This window comes from Halomonas sp. AOP7-B1-5, from assembly GCF_052353045.1.
In the GTDB taxonomy this organism is placed as follows: domain Bacteria; phylum Pseudomonadota; class Gammaproteobacteria; order Pseudomonadales; family Halomonadaceae; genus Vreelandella; species Vreelandella colorata.
The window spans coordinates 1-17,166 of the sequence record NZ_JBQTDC010000029.1; the positions used below are offsets into that span (position 1 = coordinate 1).

A 17,166-nucleotide genomic window follows, 5' to 3' on the forward strand; every position below is an offset into this window, starting at 1 on the left:
TTAGTCCGATAACTAACAATAAAAATACCGTGATTTAACAAAGCAAAGAGGAGCAGGCCCGTGAGTCTTAAAAATGAATCGCGCCGACGATTTATGAAGGGAGCGTTAACCAGCATTCCCGCCGTCACCCTGGGGAGCGGGGTCTCAATCACCGCTCCCGCCAGCGAACCACCGGAACAACTAAGCGACTATCAGCCGGTCTTTTTTGATGCAGACGAATGGGGTTTTATGCTCGCGGCCTGTGACCGATTGATCCCCAGTGACGGGCCTGGCCCCGGTGCTTTGGAAACCAATGTGCCCATCTTTATTGATAGACAGATGGAAGGCAGCTTTGGACATGCCGCTGACTGGTATATGAAAGGCCCCTTTCCTGACAATGTCTCGCCGCTAATGGGCTATCAGTCGTCTCTGCTCCCACGGGAGGTTTACCGGGAGGGGATTGCCGCCACGCGTGACTACTGCGTACGCCAATACGGCCAGGAGTTCACCGCGTTGGATAACGCCACTCAGGAAGCGGTGTTGCAGCAGCTTGAGCGGGAAGACATCACTTTTGAGCGCGTCGGTGCTCTCCAGTTTTTTGTCTTTTTGCTGCAAAACACCAAGGAAGGCTATTTTGCCGATCCCATCCATGGCGGCAACAAGCATATGGCCGCCTGGAAATTTATCGGCTTCCCAGGTGCCCGTGGGGCGTATCTGGAGTGGGTCGACCAACACAATGTCAAATATCCGTTAGGGCCGGTCAGCCTTACCGGCGAAAGGGGATAAGCATGGCGAAAACAAATCCACCGGTTGATGTTGTACTGGTTGGTCTGGGTTGGACCAGTTCGATCATGGGCATGGAGCTGACAGACGAAGGGCTGAACGTGCTGGCGCTTGAGCGCGGTGAAGACCGCGATACCGTGCCGGACTTTGCCTACCCGAAAATCGCTGATGAGCTGACTTATGGCGTACGCTATAAATTGATGCAGCGTCCGGCCAAAAGCACGCTGACGGTCCGTCATGGCCTGGGTGATATGGCGGTGCCTTATCGCAGCCTGGGTTCATTTTTACCCGGCGACGGAGTTGGCGGGGCAGGCGTGCACTGGAACGGGCATACCTGGCGGCCCCAGCCTCAGGAGCTGCGTCTTAAAAGCTACGTCGAGGAGAATTTCGGCGCCGATATCATTCCTGACGAAATGACCATTCAGGATTTTGGCGTGAGCTACGACGAGCTGGAGCCCTTTTTTGATTACTTCGAGAAAGTGGCGGGTATTTCCGGCAAGGCGGGCAACCTTAACGGTGAGATTCAGGAAGGGGGCAACCCATTCGAGGGATGGCGCTCAAACGAGTACCCCATGCCGCCGCTCGCACGTACCTATAACGACACGCTGTTTGCTGATATGGCGCGTGAACAGGGGCTGCACCCTTTTCCCTTGCCCGCCGCTAACGCTTCAGAAGCGTATACCAACCCCTACGGCATGCAGCTTGGGCCGTGTAACTTTTGCGGCTTTTGCGAACGTTATGGCTGTTTAAACTACTCCAAGTCCTCGCCCCAAACCTGCATTCTAGGTGCGCTTAAACGGCGCGAAAATTTCTCTTACCAGGCCAATAGCGAAGTGCTCCGAGTGGAGCTTGATAGCGATGGCAAAAAGGCTACTGGCGTGACCTATATCGATGGCGACGGTAATGAGGTCTTTCAGCCGGCTGACCTGGTGGTGTTGGGCGCTTACTCGCTCCACAACGTACATTTGATGCTGGTGTCGGGTATCGGTACGCCTTATGACCCGGTAAGCGGTGAAGGTGTGGTCGGCAAGAACTACGCCTATCAGATGAACGGCGGCTCAACGCTCTACTTCAAGGATAAGGAGTTCAATCCTTTTATTGGCGCAGGTGGCAATGGTGAAGTTGTTAATGACTATGGCGTCGAACAGATCGATTTTGCTCAGGAAGGCTTCATTGGCGGCTCGTATATCAATGCCGCGATGACCAACGGGCAGCCGATTCGCAACATGCCGCTGCGCTCAGATGCGCCGACCTGGGGCGCTGGCTGGAAGCAGGCGGTGCAGGAAACCTATGGCCACACCATGACGATTGGTTCCCATGGCAGCAACATGGCTTACCGCGACTGCTATCTGGATCTTGACCCCAACTATACCGACGACCATGGGCGCCCGCTTATGCGTATGACGTTTGATTGGAAGGCAAACGACGTGCGCATGACCCAGTTTATGAAGCAGAAGATCGACACGCTCTCCAAGGCGCTGGGCCCGGATGACTACAAGCTCTCGTTCAAGGATTTCGATTCACGCTATGACGTCCGCCCTTACCAGACAACTCATAACGTCGGTGGAGCTATTATGGGATTCGACCCATCCGCCAGCGCGCTGAATCGCTATTTGCAGAGTTGGGATGTCCACAACGTGTTTGTGATGGGTGCCAGTGCCTTTCCGCAGAATATTCAATATAACCCCACGGGGCTGGTCGGCGCTTTGGCTTACTGGTCGGCCAAAGCAATTCGCGAGCAGTATCTACCCAACCCCGGACCTCTGGTCCAAGCCTAAGGAGAGCGACCATGATGATTCATCGACAATGGCGTCAGGGGCTGGCGGGCGTGGGTCTGTTAAGCGTGGCGGCACAAGGCGTGGCGTTCGACCAGGCCGAGATAGAGCGCGGTGAGTACCTTTCCCGGGCGGGCGACTGCGTTGCCTGCCATACCGCCCCGGGTGGCGAACCTTTTGCAGGCGGTCTGGCGGTTGAAAGCCCCTTTGGGGAGATTTTCTCGACCAATATTACCTCCGACCCGGATACCGGGATCGGTAACTATACGCGCGACGAGTTTGCCGCGGCGCTGCGCGATGGCGTACGTAACGACGGTAAAAAGCTTTATCCAGCCATGCCGTACCCCTCCTACTCGTTAATTACCGATGACGATATTGATGCGCTTTATGCCTACTTTATGGAAGGCGTGGCGCCGGTGTCCTATCAGCCGGAGCGTACGGATCTGAGCTTTCCGTTTAATCAGCGCTGGGGGATCGGGCTTTGGAACTGGTTATTCACATCCTCTGAACCGTTTAAGCCTTCTGACGAGCGCAGCGATGAGCTGAACCGCGGCGCCTACCTGGTACAAGGGTTAGGCCACTGTGGCAGCTGCCACACGCCGCGTGGACTGTTCTTCCAGGAAAAGGCCATGAAGGACGAGGGCAGCGATTTCCTTACAGGGGAAACGCTGGAAGGCTGGTATGCGCCGAACTTGCGGGGTAGCGGTAATCAGCGCCATCCGCTTCAGCGCTGGAGCGAAGAGGATATCGTCGCCTATCTGGAAACCGGCCGAAATGATCATAGCGCCGTTGTCGGCGAGATGGCCCCGGTGGTTGCCCACAGCACGTCGCATCTTAAAGAGGCCGATCTCTACGCCATCGCAGGCTATCTCAAATCGCTGCCCGCGGGTGACGGTGATGAGGCACCACGCGATGAACGGGCCGCCGAACAGACCCAAACGATGCTGACCCACGCCGATGTGGATGGCAATACCGGTGCCCGGCTCTATCTGGATAATTGCAACGCCTGCCACTTTGCCAATGGTAAAGGGGCGCCTCAGGTCTTTCCGTCACTGGTGGGCAGTTCACTGGTCAATGCTGAAGACCCCACCGGAATCATTCGCGTGATTCTATCCGGTGCCCGGATGCCTTCGACCGAGAAGCGCCCGGAAGCGCTGGCTATGCCCGATTTTGCCTGGCGGCTTTCTGATGATGAGGTGGCTGAAGTCGCCAACTTCGTGCGCTCGGCCTGGGGTAATGAGGGCGGTGAGGTCAGTGCTGACCAGGTGGCTGATGTACGAGACACGCTGCCGGAAGATCGTCCTACCAGCGCGCCTAGCTATATCGACTAGCGATATTTATTAGCGACATTCACTAGCTGTATTGATTGGTTAGGTTAGACCAGCTAGAACCATACGGTAGGTAGAAACAAAAACGGGTGCCCAAAAGGGCACCCGTTTTACGTGGCTCACGTTAAGCGCGTTTTTTAGCCGCTTTCGTGTCAGGCTTCTGGCTGTCACCGGCATCGCTGGGTTGGGGTAGCGAGGGCAGCGACTTGGCGAGCATTTCCACGCTGTGGCGATAGTAAAGCTGGCTCTTGTTGTGCTCGCCCAGGCTTGCGTAGAGACGGGCAAGCTCGGCGCATACTTCGCCGTTGGGCCGCTGGCGCTGGCTGGCTTCGAAGTATTCCAGGGCTTTCTCCCACTTGCCGGTACGCAAGGAAAGGCGGCCACAGGTCAGCAGCAGCTCCGGATCGTTAGGACGCTCCTGCAGCCACTTCTCGGCTTTTGCCAACTGACGTGCAGCATGCACGTTAAGCAGGCCATAGCGCTTGACTAGACGGGCATCCCAATGATGGTCCAGCGAATGATTTAGCAGGCGTTCGGCAATGGTTTCTTCATTAGCCTGAACCAGCGCGTCGGTATACAACACGATCAGCTCGGTATTACCCCGCAGGTACTCAGGCATATCTGCCCATAACCCGCGAACCCGCTCGATATTGCTTGGGTTTTTGGCTTCAAAAGTAATCAACTCGCGGTACGCCTTGAACTCAAGCTGTTCTCGCTCTTGCGGTGCAATCAGCTTTTGGGCCGCTAAACGAGGCAGCAGCCAGCGCAAGCCTTCCCAATCGTTAACGCTCAAGTGCACCTGCTTGAGCAATTTTAATACTTGCGGGTGATCGCTGAGCTTTTTATCCAAGCGGTTGAGGATCGCCATTGCTTCTTCAGGTTGCTGACGGTCGATCATCAGCTGCGCCTGCATTAAGCCAATCGCAGTGTCGGCGCCTTCAGTGGAAAGCTGCGCCTGGTTCAGGTGCTCCTGGGATTTTTCGTGATTACCCTGATAATGAGCGGCCAACGCGGCTGAAAGATAGTTAACCAGCGGGGTGCTGGAGTCGTCGGCGGCGTGAACCAGGGTTTTTTCAGCTTTTTTCCAGCGGCCCTCGGTTAGCGCAACCAAGCCGCGCACGGTACGCTTCATGGCGCGGCGATTGCGAGCGCGGCCATTCCAGGTACGAAAGCGGCCCACCGGGCGAATAATACCGGTCAGCAGGCGCAGCGCAAAGTGCACCACGATAAAGGCTGCGAGCAGAATGATCAGGCCAAACCAGAAGGAGGTCTGAACCGAGGTGTCACCTACTCGGATTAGCCAGTAGCCGGGGACTGACATCATCAGGTGCCCGAGCAGGGCACCTACTGCCAGACCTGCGACCAGAAGGAGGACGAGTTTTCTCATGCATCACCTCCCTCTTCACCGTTTTGCTGGCGTGATCTAAAGCGGTTTTCAATAAAGCTGGTCATCGCTTGCTGAGAGGCGCTAATGTCCGGCAGTTCCGGTTCAATCTCGGCCTGCTTCAGCTCTTGAAGGCGGGCAATAACGCTCTGGGTCGCTTCACGCTCGACGTCGTAGTAGCCGTTGAGTAACTCAAGCGCCTTGTCGATACTCGCTTCATACAGCGGCTGCTCTTCTTTAAGCAGTGCAAGCTGCGCCTGCTCAATAATCAATCGTAGGCTTTGGCGCAGGTAAGACTCCTGCTCTGGCGTAACCAGCGTTTCCATTGCCTCATCATGATGGCGAATCATCACCAGATCTTTCAGCTCTTCGCCAAAGCGGGCCAGCTGACGCTGGAAGGTACCGGTAGGCGGCTGTTCAATACCGGAGGTTACGGCACGCTCTTCCACTTCTTGCGACAGGCGCAGGCCAGCCACTCGCTCTTGCTGAGCATTGAGTGCCAGGTAAATACCGGTGCGATCCACGCGCGGCACGCCATCCAGCTCGGCAAGTTCGTTGGCAATTTCACGACGCACGGCGGTTAACGCCGGGTTATCGGCATCCGCCAGGCGGGCATCGGCGGTGCGTAGCAGGGCAGCGGCGCCATCAACATCACCTTCAAGCTGTAAGCGCTGGTTAGCCAGGCGTAGCAGGTAGGCGGCTTCAGCGTGCAGCCAGTCGCGGTCGTCGGTGTCCTGGGCTTGAGAAAGCTGGTTCAGTACGTCGTCGAGCGTGCTGTTAACATCGCTGCGATAGCTGTCCAGCTCACCGCGCAGCTCTTCCAGCGTGCCTTCAAGCGCTTGTGTGCGCTCGCTTTCACTGCTTTCAAAGCGTGATTCAAGATCGCTCACGGTTTGCTGAGTGGCGCTGTTTTCAGCCTGCTGGCTTAGCTCATTGATGCGCTGCTGCTGGCTATCCAGACGTTGCCAACCCTGCCAAGCCACCATAATAAGCGCTACGGCCAATATTAGTACTAGTACCAGGGCGATAAGCCCGCCTTTACTGCCTCCGCGCTTACCGCCCCCGCTGTTGGAGGTTGGCGGCGGTGTACCATTACCACCTTTGCCGGATGGGCTGTGAGGCGTAGATGTACTGCCCAGAGTATCTTTTTTAGCGGACGCAGGCTCACTGGTGACAGTCGGTTTGTCGGTAAGCGTCGATGCCGGTTTATCAGTCGTAGGCGACGTACTTGAAGACGCCTCACTTGACGCTGGCTTGGCTGGCGGTGATGCTGCCGCAGGCGTTGCGTTAGAGGTGCCGCCGCCTTTGCCACGTCGACGCGAACGGCCATTTCCGTTCCTGGGTGACTCGTTTGGCGACGTTGTCGCACCACCAGGAGGACGACTTGCTGCCTCGCTGGCGGGTGGAGGAGTAGTGGCTGACGCGGCAGTAGCATCCGATTTGACGCTGTCCTTGGACGCATCAGCGGACGTTTTTTGTACGTCTTCCTGCTCGTTTGGTTGTTTGCTCATCTGTCGCTAGCCCTTAATTAAGTTCCTTGATCGACATCGGCACCCTAAGGGTGACAGGACCTGTTTAACGCAGCTGCCAGGGCAGCCGGCGTTGCTCCCGACGCCACCTTGAGGTCACAAAAACCCAGTGTACCGGCCAGTGTAGCTAAACGGCGACTGGAAACGATTAGCGGTTGGTTCAACGCTGTCTGATCACACCATTTTGCCAGATGTTCAAGCAGTTCGCCGCTAGTGACGATTAACGCTCGATAATCACCGGCTGCCAGGCGCGCCTGCATGGCTTCTGAAGGCGCTCGAAAAACCCGCCGATACACGGCAACCCGGGTAATCGTGGCACCGCGCTCGGCCAGGGTATCGGCCAACAGCGTGCGGCCGCCTTCACCCGCCACCAGCAACACCCGCTGGTTCGCGACATCCTTGAGCGAGGCAAGCGATAAAAGCGCCTCGCTGGTGTTTTCTCCGCTATTTTTTTCAGCATGCTTATTGCTAGTAGGCTGGTTATCAAAACCCGCTGGAGGTATACGTACTCTGACCCCAAGCTGGTTAAACAGTACGTCAGCCGTGGCATGGCCCACACTATAGTAATCAATGCCGACCGGCAGTTGCGGCCAGTAGCGGTCCAATGCGTCACTTAAATACTCGGCCGCGAAAGGGCTGATTACTACCACTTTGTCATACTGATCAATATTGAGCCAGATACTGCGCATGACAGGGTCTTCCGGTAAGGCTTCAAGCGCCAGTACGTCGAGCGATTCTACATAGGCACCCGCAGCACGCAGCGTATTGGCCAGTGCCTCACCCCGTTGACCCGGGCGGCAGATTAAAACCGGCTGTGTCATACGTTGTTGCCGTACACCTCGGCTAAAATTTCGCCTGCACCCTGGTCAAGCAGGTCTTCAGCAATACGTATTCCCAGCGCTTCAGGTTCATGAATCGAGCCACTGCCTTCGGCACGCAGTACTTCAGTGCCTTCGGGATTGCCGACAAGCCCACGCAGCCAAATCGTATCATTGGCTTTATTGAGTACCGCAAAGCCCGCGATGGGTACCTGACAACCACCTTCCAAGCGCGTATTCATGGCGCGTTCAGCGCGTACGCGTGTGGCCGTGTCTGGGTCATCCAGTGGGGCTAGCAGACCAATCAGCTCAGGGTCATGCAGGCGGCATTCGATGCCCAGCGCCCCTTGGCCACACGCAGGCAGGCACACTTCAGGCGGCAGTGCCTGGGCGATGCGCCCATCAAGCCCCAAGCGTTTTAAGCCGGAGGTCGCCAAAATAATGGCGTCAAATTCGCCATCGTCGAGCTTGGCCAGGCGGGTCTGCACATTGCCGCGTAGGTTAAGAATTTCCAGGTCGGGGCGTACTTCGCGTAACTGTAAACCACGGCGCAGGCTGGCAGTACCAATCTTGGCGCCCTCGGGCAATTCATCGACGCTTTTGTAGTGGTTGGATACAAAAGCATCCGTGGGATCAGCGCCTTCTAGAATCACCGAGAGCCCCAAACCCTCGGGAAACAGCATCGGCACATCTTTCATGGAGTGCACGGCGATATCCGCTCGACCGTCCAACATGGCGTCTTCCAGCTCTTTGACAAAAAGGCCCTTGCCGCCAATTTTGGAGAGGGGCGTATCGAGGATCTTGTCGCCTTTGGTGGAAAGCGCCACCAGTTCGACTTCCAAGCCCTCATGTGCCGCCATCAGGCGGTCGCGAACGTGTTCGGCTTGCCACATGGCCAGCTGGCTTTTCCGCGTGGCGATACGCAGTTTGGTGATGGATGACACGTTATTCTCCCTTTGCCGCTGACGCGGCGCGTCAAGCTATGATGTGTCTCATCATAAAGCACCCGGCCACACAGTAAAAATCAGCCGCTTTATTTAAGATAAGCGCCAGATGGTTGAAACGCCATTGAGCTAAATATGCCGTGCCTTTGAACTCAAGCATTCAGGGCAATGACTCTGTTACACTTTCCGCAATCGACTCTTTTGTTTTGTCAGCAGGATATGCCTCCGATGAGCCAAACTACGAATCAGTCCTGGGGCGGTCGCTTCAGCGAGCCCACCGATGCCTTTGTTGCGCGCTTTACAGCGTCTGTGACGTTTGACCAGCGCCTGGCGCGCCAGGATATTCAGGGCTCCATTGCCCATGCCACCATGCTTGCCCGCGTCGGTGTACTTACCGACGAAGAGCGCGATGCGATCATTAACGGTTTGACCGAGATTCAGGGTGAAATCGAGCGCGGCGAATTTAACTGGTCGGTACCGCTTGAAGACGTGCACATGAATATCGAAGCACGCCTGACCGACAAGATCGGCATTACCGGTAAGAAGCTGCACACCGGGCGTTCGCGTAATGATCAGGTCGCCACCGACATTCGCCTGTTCATGCGTGACGAGATCGACGTCATTGAAGTGGAATTGAAGCGTCTGCGCGAAGGCATGATCGAGCTTGCCGACCGCGAAGCCGACACTATCATGCCGGGCTTTACCCATCTGCAAACCGCCCAGCCGGTGACCTTTGGTCATCATCTGCTGGCCTGGCAGGAAATGCTTGCCCGCGACCACGAGCGTTTACTTGACTGCCGTAAGCGCGTCAACGTACTGCCACTAGGTGCTGCAGCACTTGCCGGTACTACGTACCCGATCGACCGCCACGTAACCGCTGAGCTTTTAGGCTTTGACCGCCCGGCGGAAAACTCGTTGGACGCCGTGTCGGATCGTGACTTTGCGATTGAATTCACAAGTTTCGCCAGCATCCTGATGATGCACCTGTCGCGCATGAGCGAAGAGCTTGTGCTGTGGACCAGCGCCCAGTTCAACTTTATTGACCTGCCTGACCGCTTCTGCACCGGCTCATCCATCATGCCGCAGAAGAAAAACCCCGATGTACCGGAGCTTGTGCGCGGTAAAACGGGCCGGGTATATGGTCATCTGATGGGCCTTTTGACGCTGATGAAATCGCAGCCGTTGGCCTACAACAAGGATAACCAGGAAGATAAAGAGCCGCTGTTTGATGCGGTGGACACGGTGCGTGACTGCCTGAAGGCGTTTGCGGATATGATCCCTGCCATCGAGCCGAAAAAAGACAGCATGTATGAAGCGGCGCGGCGCGGTTTCTCGACCGCGACCGACCTTGCCGACTACCTGGTCCGTCGTGGCGTTGCCTTCCGCGATGCCCATGAAATCGTCGGTCAGTCGGTTGCCTACGGCTTGAAGACTCAAAAGGATCTGTCAGAAATGAGCCTGGAAGAGCTGCAGCAGTTCTCCACTATCATCGAGCAGGATGTCTTTGACGTGTTGACGCTTGAAGGCTCGGTTGCTGCGCGTAACCATATCGGCGGGACTGCACCGGATCAGGTGCGTGCCGCGGCTCAGCGTGCCCGCGAAGCGCTTTCTTTACTGCAGGGGCAGGCATGAAAACGCTGGCATGTATCGCGATCATCGCGCTATTAGTCGCAGGCTGCGGTCAGAAAGGACCGCTTTACCTGCCCGAGGATACTTCGCCCGATAACGGTGCTGCCGAGCAGGCTGGGTAAGCGGCTGCAGGAGAAACGAGTTCATGGATCACTTTAACTATCGCGACGGCGTACTCTACGCCGAAGACGTACCGCTCTCACAGATTGCCCAAGAGCATGGTACGCCTTGTTACGTATACTCCAAGGCCACGTTTGAGCGCCATTTTCGCGCTTACACCGAGGCCCTGGGCAGCCATCCGCACCTGATTTGCTACGCGGTTAAAGCTAACTCCAACTTGGCCGTATTGGGTGTATTAGCCAAACTGGGTGCCGGGTTTGATATTGTTTCGGCTGGTGAGCTTGAGCGCGTATTAACCGCTGGCGGCGACCCTGCAAAAGTGGTGTTCTCCGGCGTTGCCAAGCAGCCCCATGAGATGGCCCGCGCGCTTGAGGTGGGTATCAAGTGCTTTAACGTCGAGTCGCGCCCGGAGCTTGAGCGCTTGAACGCCGTGGCAGGCGAGCTGGGTAAAGTCGCCCCGGTGTCGCTGCGTGTGAACCCAGATGTAGATGCGGGTACCCACCCGTATATTTCCACCGGGCTTAAGGACAACAAGTTCGGCATCGCGGTGGACGACGCGCTTGAGGTCTATGAGCTGGCGGCCAGCCTGCCGAATCTTCAGGTTAAAGGGCTTGATTGCCATATCGGCTCGCAGCTAACCGAAACCGCGCCGTTCCTGGATGCTCTGGAGCGCCTGCTGGTGCTTATGGAGCGTCTGCGCGAGCAAGGCATCGAGCTTGATCATCTCGATTTAGGCGGTGGCTTGGGCGTGCCTTACCGGGATGAAAAGCCCCCGCAGCCGTTTGATTACGCAAGCCAGCTTCTGGCTCGCCTGTCGCGCTGGGAAGGCGGCGAGAATCTGATGCTGCTGTTTGAACCGGGCCGCTCGATTGCCGCCAACGCAGGGGTTATGCTGACCCGCGTGGAGTTCTTAAAGCCCGGTGAAACCAAAAACTTCGCAATTGTCGACGCGGCCATGAATGACCTGATTCGCCCGGCGCTTTATCAGGCGTGGCAGGCCATTGTTGCGGTGGATACACGCAACACCCGGCAAACGGCCACTTACGATGTGGTTGGCCCGGTGTGCGAAACCGGCGATTTCCTGGGTAAAGAGCGTGAACTGGCGATTGCCGAAGGCGATCTTTTGGCGGTGCGCTCGGCGGGCGCTTACGGTTTTGTGATGGCCTCGAACTACAACAGCCGCCCACGTCCGGCGGAGCTGATGGTCGATGGCGATACCTGTCACGTGGTACGGCGTCGGGAAACCATGGAAAGCCTTTGGGCGGGCGAGGCGTTGCTACCCGAAGGAGCACGCTGATGCTTTTACACTTCACCAAAATGCACGGCCTGGGGAACGACTTTATGGTCGTGGACCTGGTGACCCAGCGTGCCCGGCTGCGTGAAGATCAGATTCGCCAGCTCGCTGATCGCCGCTTTGGGATTGGCTTTGATCAGCTTTTGATCGTTGAGCCGCCGCGCGACCCGGAAATGGATTTTCGTTACCGCATTTTCAATGCTGACGGCAGCGAAGTGGAAAATTGTGGCAACGGCGCGCGCTGCTTCGCGCGCTTTGTGCGCGACCAGCGCCTGACCCACAAGCATGAAATTCATGTGGAAACCGCCGGTGGTCCGCTGGTATTGAAAGTGCAGCACGATGGCATGGTACGCGTAGACATGGGCCGTCCCCGCTTCAGCCCGGCGGCACTGCCCTTTGAAGCCCCGGGCGACCAGCCGTTGCACGCGCTTGACGTAGCCGGTGAAACGCTGCAGGTCGGCGTGGTATCCATGGGTAACCCGCATGCCGTACTGCAGGTCGAAAGCGTTGAGCAGGCCCCGGTTGAACGCCTTGGGCCGTTGGTAGAAGCCCACCCCCGTTTCCCCAAGCGTGTTAACGTGGGCTTTATGCAGGTCCTTTCGCCCAACCAGATTCGTCTGCGGGTATTTGAACGTGGCAGCGGCGAAACCTTGGCCTGCGGCACTGGCGCGTGTGCCGCCGTTGCCAGCGGTATTCGTCAGGGCTTATTGAAAAGCCCGGTGAGCGTCCATCTACCCGGTGGCGAATTGACCATCGAGTGGCCTGACCCGGAAGCATCTCTGGTCATGGTCGGGCCTGCTACGCGCGTCTTTGATGGCCGCGTCGCGCTAATCAATGATGGTCGCGCTTAACTGATTCAAGGAGAACGGTGATGTCTCAAGCCCCTGAACCGCGCAAGACGCTCGATCCAGATCAAGTAGCATTTTGGCTTGCTCGTCATCCCGATTTTTTTGTAGGCCGTGAAGGACTGCTTCAGCAGCTTAAAGTCCCCCATCCGCATATTGATGGCGCAGTGTCGCTGCTTGAGCGCCTGGTGCTGGATTTACGCAAACGCGCGGAAACCGCAGAAGACCGCCTTGAGCACCTGCTGGAAACGGCGAGGCACAACGAGGCGCAGTATCGGCGCCTGCGGGAAACCCTGATGGTGCTGGTAGAGGCTGATGACCGCGACGCGTTGGCACAGGCCCTGGCCACGCAGTTAAGCGAGCGCTTTGATACTCCGGCAATGGCGCTGTGGTGCCCGGCCACGCTAAGCGATAATGAGCCAGCGATGCCCCAGCCGCCGCGGCATGTGCTGGACCAGCATGCCAGCGCGCGATTAGCCGCATTGTTAGACGGTAAAACCAGCCGCTGTGCCAAGCTGAGTGTCAGCGACTGGAAATGCTTGTTGCCGCATATCAAAGCGCCGCGCAAGGCGGGTTCCTGCGCTATTTCACGCCTTTCGGCAGGGGAGCCGCTAGGCTACCTGCTGTTGGCAAGCCCTAACCCCGAGTGCTATCGCGCCAGCATGGATACCCTGTTTACCGAGTATCTGGGCGATATCGTGGCACGCTTGTTGATCCGCCTGGGTCAGCATGGCTGAGTCGCCTATTGCGGTCGCCGTAACGAGCTACCTGGAAGGGTTAGCTCGTCACGCAAGCCCGGCCACGGTGGCGGCCTATCAGCAGGATTTGCGCGCCCTGTGCCGGTTTGCCGAGCAGCGTGAAATTGATGACCCAGCCACGCTGGACACTGCGCTACTGCGCGCTTTTCTAGGCACCGAGCGTAGCCGTGGGCTGGGAGCCCGCAGCCTTGCCCGGCGCCGTGCAGCACTGTCGCGCTTTGCCGATTATCTGGTTAAACAGGGCATTTTGGCCGATAACCCGGTCGGCCTGCTGCGTACTCCCAAACAGCCTAGCCATCTGCCGCGCCCGGTCGATGTCGATGCCCTCGCGCATTTTCTGGATAGCCCCCACGATGGCTCGCCTTTGGCGGTGCGCGATCAGGCGATGCTGGAGCTTTTTTACTCCAGCGGCTTGCGCCTGGCTGAGCTTGCGGCGCTTGATCTTCATGACCTGCAGGCCAGCCGTGTTCGGGTAATCGGTAAGGGAGGCAAGCCACGCCAGGTGCCCGTGGGACAGCGTGCCCAGCATGCCTTGGCTGACTGGCTAAGCTGCCGGGCAGCGATGGCGCCGGAAGGTGAAACGGCGCTGTTTGTCGGCAAGCAGGGCGCGCGGCTGGGGCACCGGGCGATTCAGAAACGCCTGGCCCAGCTCTCTGTCAGCCGCGGCTTGCCTGAGCATCTGCATCCTCACCGGCTGCGCCACTCGTTTGCCAGCCATCTGCTCGAATCAAGTCAGGATCTGCGCGCGGTTCAGGAGCTTTTAGGCCACGCTAATCTCTCCACCACCCAGGTATATACCCGACTCGACTGGCAGCATCTGGCGACCAGTTACGATTCCGCCCACCCACGCGCCAAGCGTCGCCCTTCTGGAAGTAAACCATGACCGCATTGCAAGCCATCACGTTTGATTTAGACGATACGCTTTGGGATAACCACGGGGTGATGCTGCGTACGGAGGAGGGGCACTACGCCTGGCTGCTTGAGGCGCTGAGCATATGGCGCGCCACGCGTCATGAGGCGCCGTTACCGCTGGGTTATGAAGAAGGCATCGCGGATTATTTACAGCGCCGTCAGCAGTTCGCCAAGGATGTGCCCGAGCGGCGCGGCGACTTTACCTGGCTGCGCCTGCGCGCGTTGGAAGCCCAGCTGGAAGCCGAAGACCTGCCGCGTAGTGCAGCTATTTTATGGGCGGCGGCGGCGATGAATGAGTTTCATCGCCTGCGCGTGCAGGTATCACCGCATCCAGAAGCGGCGGGGTTGCTGTCGGCGTTAAGCGAGCGCTACCAGCTTGCCGCTATCACCAATGGCAATATCCACCTCAAGCGTCAGCCGTTGGCGGCCTACTTTCCGGTGGCCATTGCCGCCGGCGAGCTTTTGGCCCCCAAACCTGATCACACGCCTTTTCTGACCGCACTCTCAAAGCTTAACGTCTCGCCAGAATGCGCCATGCATGTGGGTGACTCCTGGTCGGAAGACATTCTGCCTGCCCAGCAGCTGGGTATGCATGCGGTGTGGGTTTCAAGTGATACCGACCAGCCTTTGCCGCCCAGAGTGCACCGCATTGCGCATATTAAGGAACTGCCGGACGTGCTTGACCGGGTGGAAAGCTCACTGGCCTGAGGTGTCTTCCTCGGGCGTGTACAGCCACTGGTCGAGTTTCTGGGACAGCGTATCGACGCCATCACGCTTAAGCGACGAGAAAAGCTGCACTGACACTAAGTCTTCCCACTCTTTAAGCCGCGAGCGGACCTTTTGCAGCGCGGCGCTGGCGGGGCCTTTTTTCAGCTTGTCGGCTTTGGTCAGCAGAATATGCACCGGCATATTGCGTTGGTCGGCATAGCTCAGCATCATTTGGTCAAATTCGGTCAGCGGATGGCGAACATCCATTAACAGCACCAGGCCGCGCAGGCTGAAACGCCCGCGAAGGTAGTCAGACAGGTGCTTTTGCCATTCGATTTTGACGGCCTCGGGCACTTTCGCGTAGCCATAGCCGGGTAAATCGACTAAGCGTAGCGATTCATTGTTCATTACGCTGAAAAAGTTGATCAGCTGGGTGCGACCCGGCGTGCGCGAGGTACGTGCCAGGCCGTTTTGCTGGGTTAGCGCATTGATCGCGCTGGATTTACCTGCGTTCGAGCGTCCCGCAAACGCCACTTCAGCACCCGTGTCGTCCGGGCAGGTCGCCAGCGTCGGCGCGCTGATGACAAAGCTGGCGGTGTGGTAGTTCAGCCGAACGACGGGGCTATCTTGGGGGGTGGACATGAAATGAATCCTGAAATCGAACCTATAAAACAGTTTGCGTTAACCACGCGTATAATGGCGCGGCACGCTGCGCTGCGACGAATGACCCCGTCAGGCAGGTCAAGCGTTCTGCCAAAGCGGTGATACCTGTGGCCTGGGGCGCTAGTGTACCACCGCGCTTAAGCCAACCGCGACTAATCGGCATGCTGTTGGTTTGGCTTGAATCGGGATGGGTAAACGGTGCCTACCCAGGCGGCGCGAGAACCCTCCATCATTCAACAGGCTAGTGAGTTTGTATGCTAGTTCTCATGCGAGTTGTGATGAGGGTTGTGATGAACGTTTTTATGAAAGTATTTATGAAGGTTTTTATGAAAGTATTGTCGGCGGGTTTAGTGGCTATCTTGAGTAGTGCGGCAAGCGCCTATGCCCAGCCCGAGGCCGACCCAGTTGCGGGTCAGCAAAAAGCCCAGACGTGTGCGGCTTGCCATGGCCCAGCCGGTATCAGCCCTGTTGAAATCTTTCCTCACCTGGCGGGCCAACAAATGTCCTATCTGGCCAAGCAAATCATGGATATTCGTGATGGCGAGCGCATCGTGCCTCAGATGATGGGCATGGTGGATGATTTTTCCGATCAGGATGCCTGGGATGTGGCGGCCTATTACGCCGAGCAGCAAGCCAACCTGGGCCATGCCAAGGCCGATGATGCGGCTCTGTTGGCACGCGGAGAAGCGCTTTACCGCGCAGGCGACAGCCGCCTGGGTATCCCTGCCTGTAGCGCGTGCCATACGCCTACCGGGGCGGGCATCGGTAGCGCCGTTTATCCAGCCATTGCCGGGCAGTATCCTGCCTATACCATTGCCACGTTACGCGCCTTTGCCTCAGGCGATAGGACTAACGATCCTAATGACAGCATGCACGATATTGCTACAAAACTAAGCGATGCTGACATGCAGGCCTTGGCTAACTATCTCTTGGGTCTGCATTAAGGTTTGTTTACTTAATTAATCCGGTTTCCTATCAGCAGGGGAACCTGATAGCGTTATTAGTAGTCCCAGCTTTCGCTTACCCTTGGAGAATTGTCGCTATGATCAAAACGTTATTGGTTGCCCTGACGGGTTTAAGTCTTTCGGCGGCCGTCAGTGCTCAGGAATTGGTAGAAGGCAAAGACTACACGCTGCTGGAATCACCGGTCGCGACCCAGGCCGATGAAGATCAGATCGAAGTTACCGAAGTTTTCTGGTTTGGCTGCCCGCACTGCTACCGCCTGCAAACACCCGTCAACGAGTGGTATGACACATTGGAAGACGATATCAGCGTAGTCCATATGCCGGCGACCATGGGCGGCAACTGGAACACTCACGCCACGGCTTTTTACGCGGCGGAGTCGTTAGGCATTGAAGAAGACCTGCATGCTGATTTTTTTGATGCGATCCATCAGGATGGCCGCAAGCTGACCGATTCCGACGAGATTGCCGAGTTCTTTTCCGACTACGGGGTAAGTGAAGAGGACGCTAAAAAGGCGTTAACGTCTTTTAGCGTACGTAGCGACGTCAACAAGGCCAATAGCCGCATGCGCGAAATGCGCCTGATGGGCGTGCCTGCGCTGGTGGTTGATGGCCGCTTTGTGGTAACGCCAAGCTCAGCCGGTAGCCTTGAGAACATGCCGCAAGTCGCTGAAGCGCTTATCGAGCGTGTACGCACGGAGCGCGAGCAATAAGGTTTTTTTAAACCAGGGAGTC

General features: G+C 57.3%; 17 protein-coding genes. 12 read left to right on the plus strand and 5 right to left on the minus strand.

The genetic code is table 11. From position 1 onward, the window contains the following. Nucleotides 1-60: 60 nt before the first annotated feature. Genes ACT3XD_RS13970 through ACT3XD_RS13980 form a run of 3 tightly spaced genes read left to right on the plus strand, consistent with a single transcriptional unit; the run spans nucleotide 61 to nucleotide 3,868 of the window. Nucleotides 61-765, plus strand: coding sequence for a gluconate 2-dehydrogenase subunit 3 family protein (locus ACT3XD_RS13970; protein ID WP_193092017.1), 705 nt, complete (start codon nucleotides 61-63; stop codon nucleotides 763-765). Between the two features lie 2 nt (nucleotides 766-767). Continuing rightward, on the plus strand, nucleotides 768-2,540 hold the full coding sequence (locus tag ACT3XD_RS13975) for a GMC family oxidoreductase (protein ID WP_193092016.1): 1,773 nt from the start codon (nucleotides 768-770) through the stop codon (nucleotides 2,538-2,540). Nucleotides 2,541-2,551: 11 nt separating this feature from the next. Then, the gene (locus ACT3XD_RS13980) at nucleotides 2,552-3,868 is read left to right on the plus strand and encodes a c-type cytochrome (protein ID WP_226940175.1); all 1,317 of its coding nucleotides are present in this window, start codon (nucleotides 2,552-2,554) and stop codon (nucleotides 3,866-3,868) included. 121 nt (nucleotides 3,869-3,989) lie between these two features. On the opposite strand, the gene ACT3XD_RS13985 is transcribed toward ACT3XD_RS13980, so the two are convergent. The 4 genes from ACT3XD_RS13985 to hemC are packed head-to-tail and all read right to left on the minus strand — an operon-like array spanning nucleotide 3,990 to nucleotide 8,540. Continuing rightward, nucleotides 3,990-5,252: a heme biosynthesis HemY N-terminal domain-containing protein gene (locus tag ACT3XD_RS13985; protein ID WP_192537477.1), complete on the minus strand. Its 1,263-nt coding sequence runs from the start codon at nucleotides 5,250-5,252 to the stop codon at nucleotides 3,990-3,992. Continuing rightward, a complete protein-coding gene (locus ACT3XD_RS13990; RefSeq protein WP_192537478.1) occupies nucleotides 5,249-6,760 on the minus strand; it encodes a uroporphyrinogen-III C-methyltransferase in 1,512 nt (503 codons plus the stop codon). The genes ACT3XD_RS13985 and ACT3XD_RS13990 overlap by 4 nt, the downstream gene beginning before the upstream one ends. Nucleotides 6,761-6,804: 44 nt before the next feature. Then, on the minus strand, nucleotides 6,805-7,599 hold the full coding sequence (locus tag ACT3XD_RS13995; protein WP_192537479.1) for a uroporphyrinogen-III synthase: 795 nt from the start codon (nucleotides 7,597-7,599) through the stop codon (nucleotides 6,805-6,807). Continuing rightward, nucleotides 7,596-8,540 carry a hydroxymethylbilane synthase gene (hemC, locus tag ACT3XD_RS14000; protein WP_193092015.1) on the minus strand — a complete coding sequence of 315 codons (945 nt, stop codon included), beginning with the start codon at nucleotides 8,538-8,540 and terminating at the stop codon, nucleotides 7,596-7,598. The genes ACT3XD_RS13995 and hemC overlap by 4 nt, the downstream gene beginning before the upstream one ends. Nucleotides 8,541-8,768: 228 nt before the next feature. On the opposite strand from hemC, the gene argH reads away from it, so the two are divergent. From argH to ACT3XD_RS14035, 7 genes are read left to right on the plus strand one after another with little or no spacing between them, the layout of a single operon-like run. Further along, the gene (gene argH / locus ACT3XD_RS14005; RefSeq protein WP_018918551.1) at nucleotides 8,769-10,172 is read left to right on the plus strand and encodes an argininosuccinate lyase; all 1,404 of its coding nucleotides are present in this window, start codon (nucleotides 8,769-8,771) and stop codon (nucleotides 10,170-10,172) included. Next, nucleotides 10,169-10,291 (plus strand): LPS translocon maturation chaperone LptM, encoded by a 123-nt coding sequence (gene lptM / locus ACT3XD_RS14010; protein ID WP_018918552.1) that lies wholly within the window; start codon nucleotides 10,169-10,171, stop codon nucleotides 10,289-10,291. The genes argH and lptM overlap by 4 nt, the downstream gene beginning before the upstream one ends. A 23-nt stretch (nucleotides 10,292-10,314) precedes the next feature. Continuing rightward, complete coding sequence (gene lysA / locus ACT3XD_RS14015; RefSeq protein ID WP_192537480.1) at nucleotides 10,315-11,586, plus strand: diaminopimelate decarboxylase; 1,272 nt, start codon at nucleotides 10,315-10,317, stop codon at nucleotides 11,584-11,586. Continuing rightward, nucleotides 11,586-12,434, plus strand: coding sequence for a diaminopimelate epimerase (gene dapF, locus ACT3XD_RS14020; protein ID WP_192537481.1), 849 nt, complete (start codon nucleotides 11,586-11,588; stop codon nucleotides 12,432-12,434). Before lysA ends, dapF begins: the two co-directional genes overlap by 1 nt. A 20-nt stretch (nucleotides 12,435-12,454) precedes the next feature. Further along, nucleotides 12,455-13,165, plus strand: a complete 711-nt coding sequence (locus ACT3XD_RS14025; protein ID WP_192537482.1) for a DUF484 family protein — start codon at nucleotides 12,455-12,457, stop codon at nucleotides 13,163-13,165. After that, nucleotides 13,158-14,069: a tyrosine recombinase XerC gene (locus ACT3XD_RS14030; RefSeq protein ID WP_192537483.1), complete on the plus strand. Its 912-nt coding sequence runs from the start codon at nucleotides 13,158-13,160 to the stop codon at nucleotides 14,067-14,069. The genes ACT3XD_RS14025 and ACT3XD_RS14030 overlap by 8 nt, the downstream gene beginning before the upstream one ends. Next, complete coding sequence (locus tag ACT3XD_RS14035; RefSeq protein ID WP_192537484.1) at nucleotides 14,066-14,806, plus strand: HAD family hydrolase; 741 nt, start codon at nucleotides 14,066-14,068, stop codon at nucleotides 14,804-14,806. Before ACT3XD_RS14030 ends, ACT3XD_RS14035 begins: the two co-directional genes overlap by 4 nt. Here ACT3XD_RS14035 and yihA read toward each other — a convergent pair. Then, the gene (yihA, locus tag ACT3XD_RS14040) at nucleotides 14,795-15,448 is read right to left on the minus strand and encodes a ribosome biogenesis GTP-binding protein YihA/YsxC (protein ID WP_192537485.1); all 654 of its coding nucleotides are present in this window, start codon (nucleotides 15,446-15,448) and stop codon (nucleotides 14,795-14,797) included. The genes ACT3XD_RS14035 and yihA overlap by 12 nt on opposite strands. A 347-nt stretch (nucleotides 15,449-15,795) precedes the next feature. Here yihA and ACT3XD_RS14045 point away from each other — a divergent pair, with 347 nt between their 5' ends. Next, nucleotides 15,796-16,413, plus strand: a complete 618-nt coding sequence (locus tag ACT3XD_RS14045) for a c-type cytochrome (protein ID WP_192537486.1) — start codon at nucleotides 15,796-15,798, stop codon at nucleotides 16,411-16,413. Nucleotides 16,414-16,511: 98 nt separating this feature from the next. Then, nucleotides 16,512-17,144, plus strand: a complete 633-nt coding sequence (locus ACT3XD_RS14050; RefSeq protein ID WP_192537487.1) for a thiol:disulfide interchange protein DsbA/DsbL — start codon at nucleotides 16,512-16,514, stop codon at nucleotides 17,142-17,144. The last annotated feature ends 22 nt before the right edge of the window (nucleotides 17,145-17,166 follow it).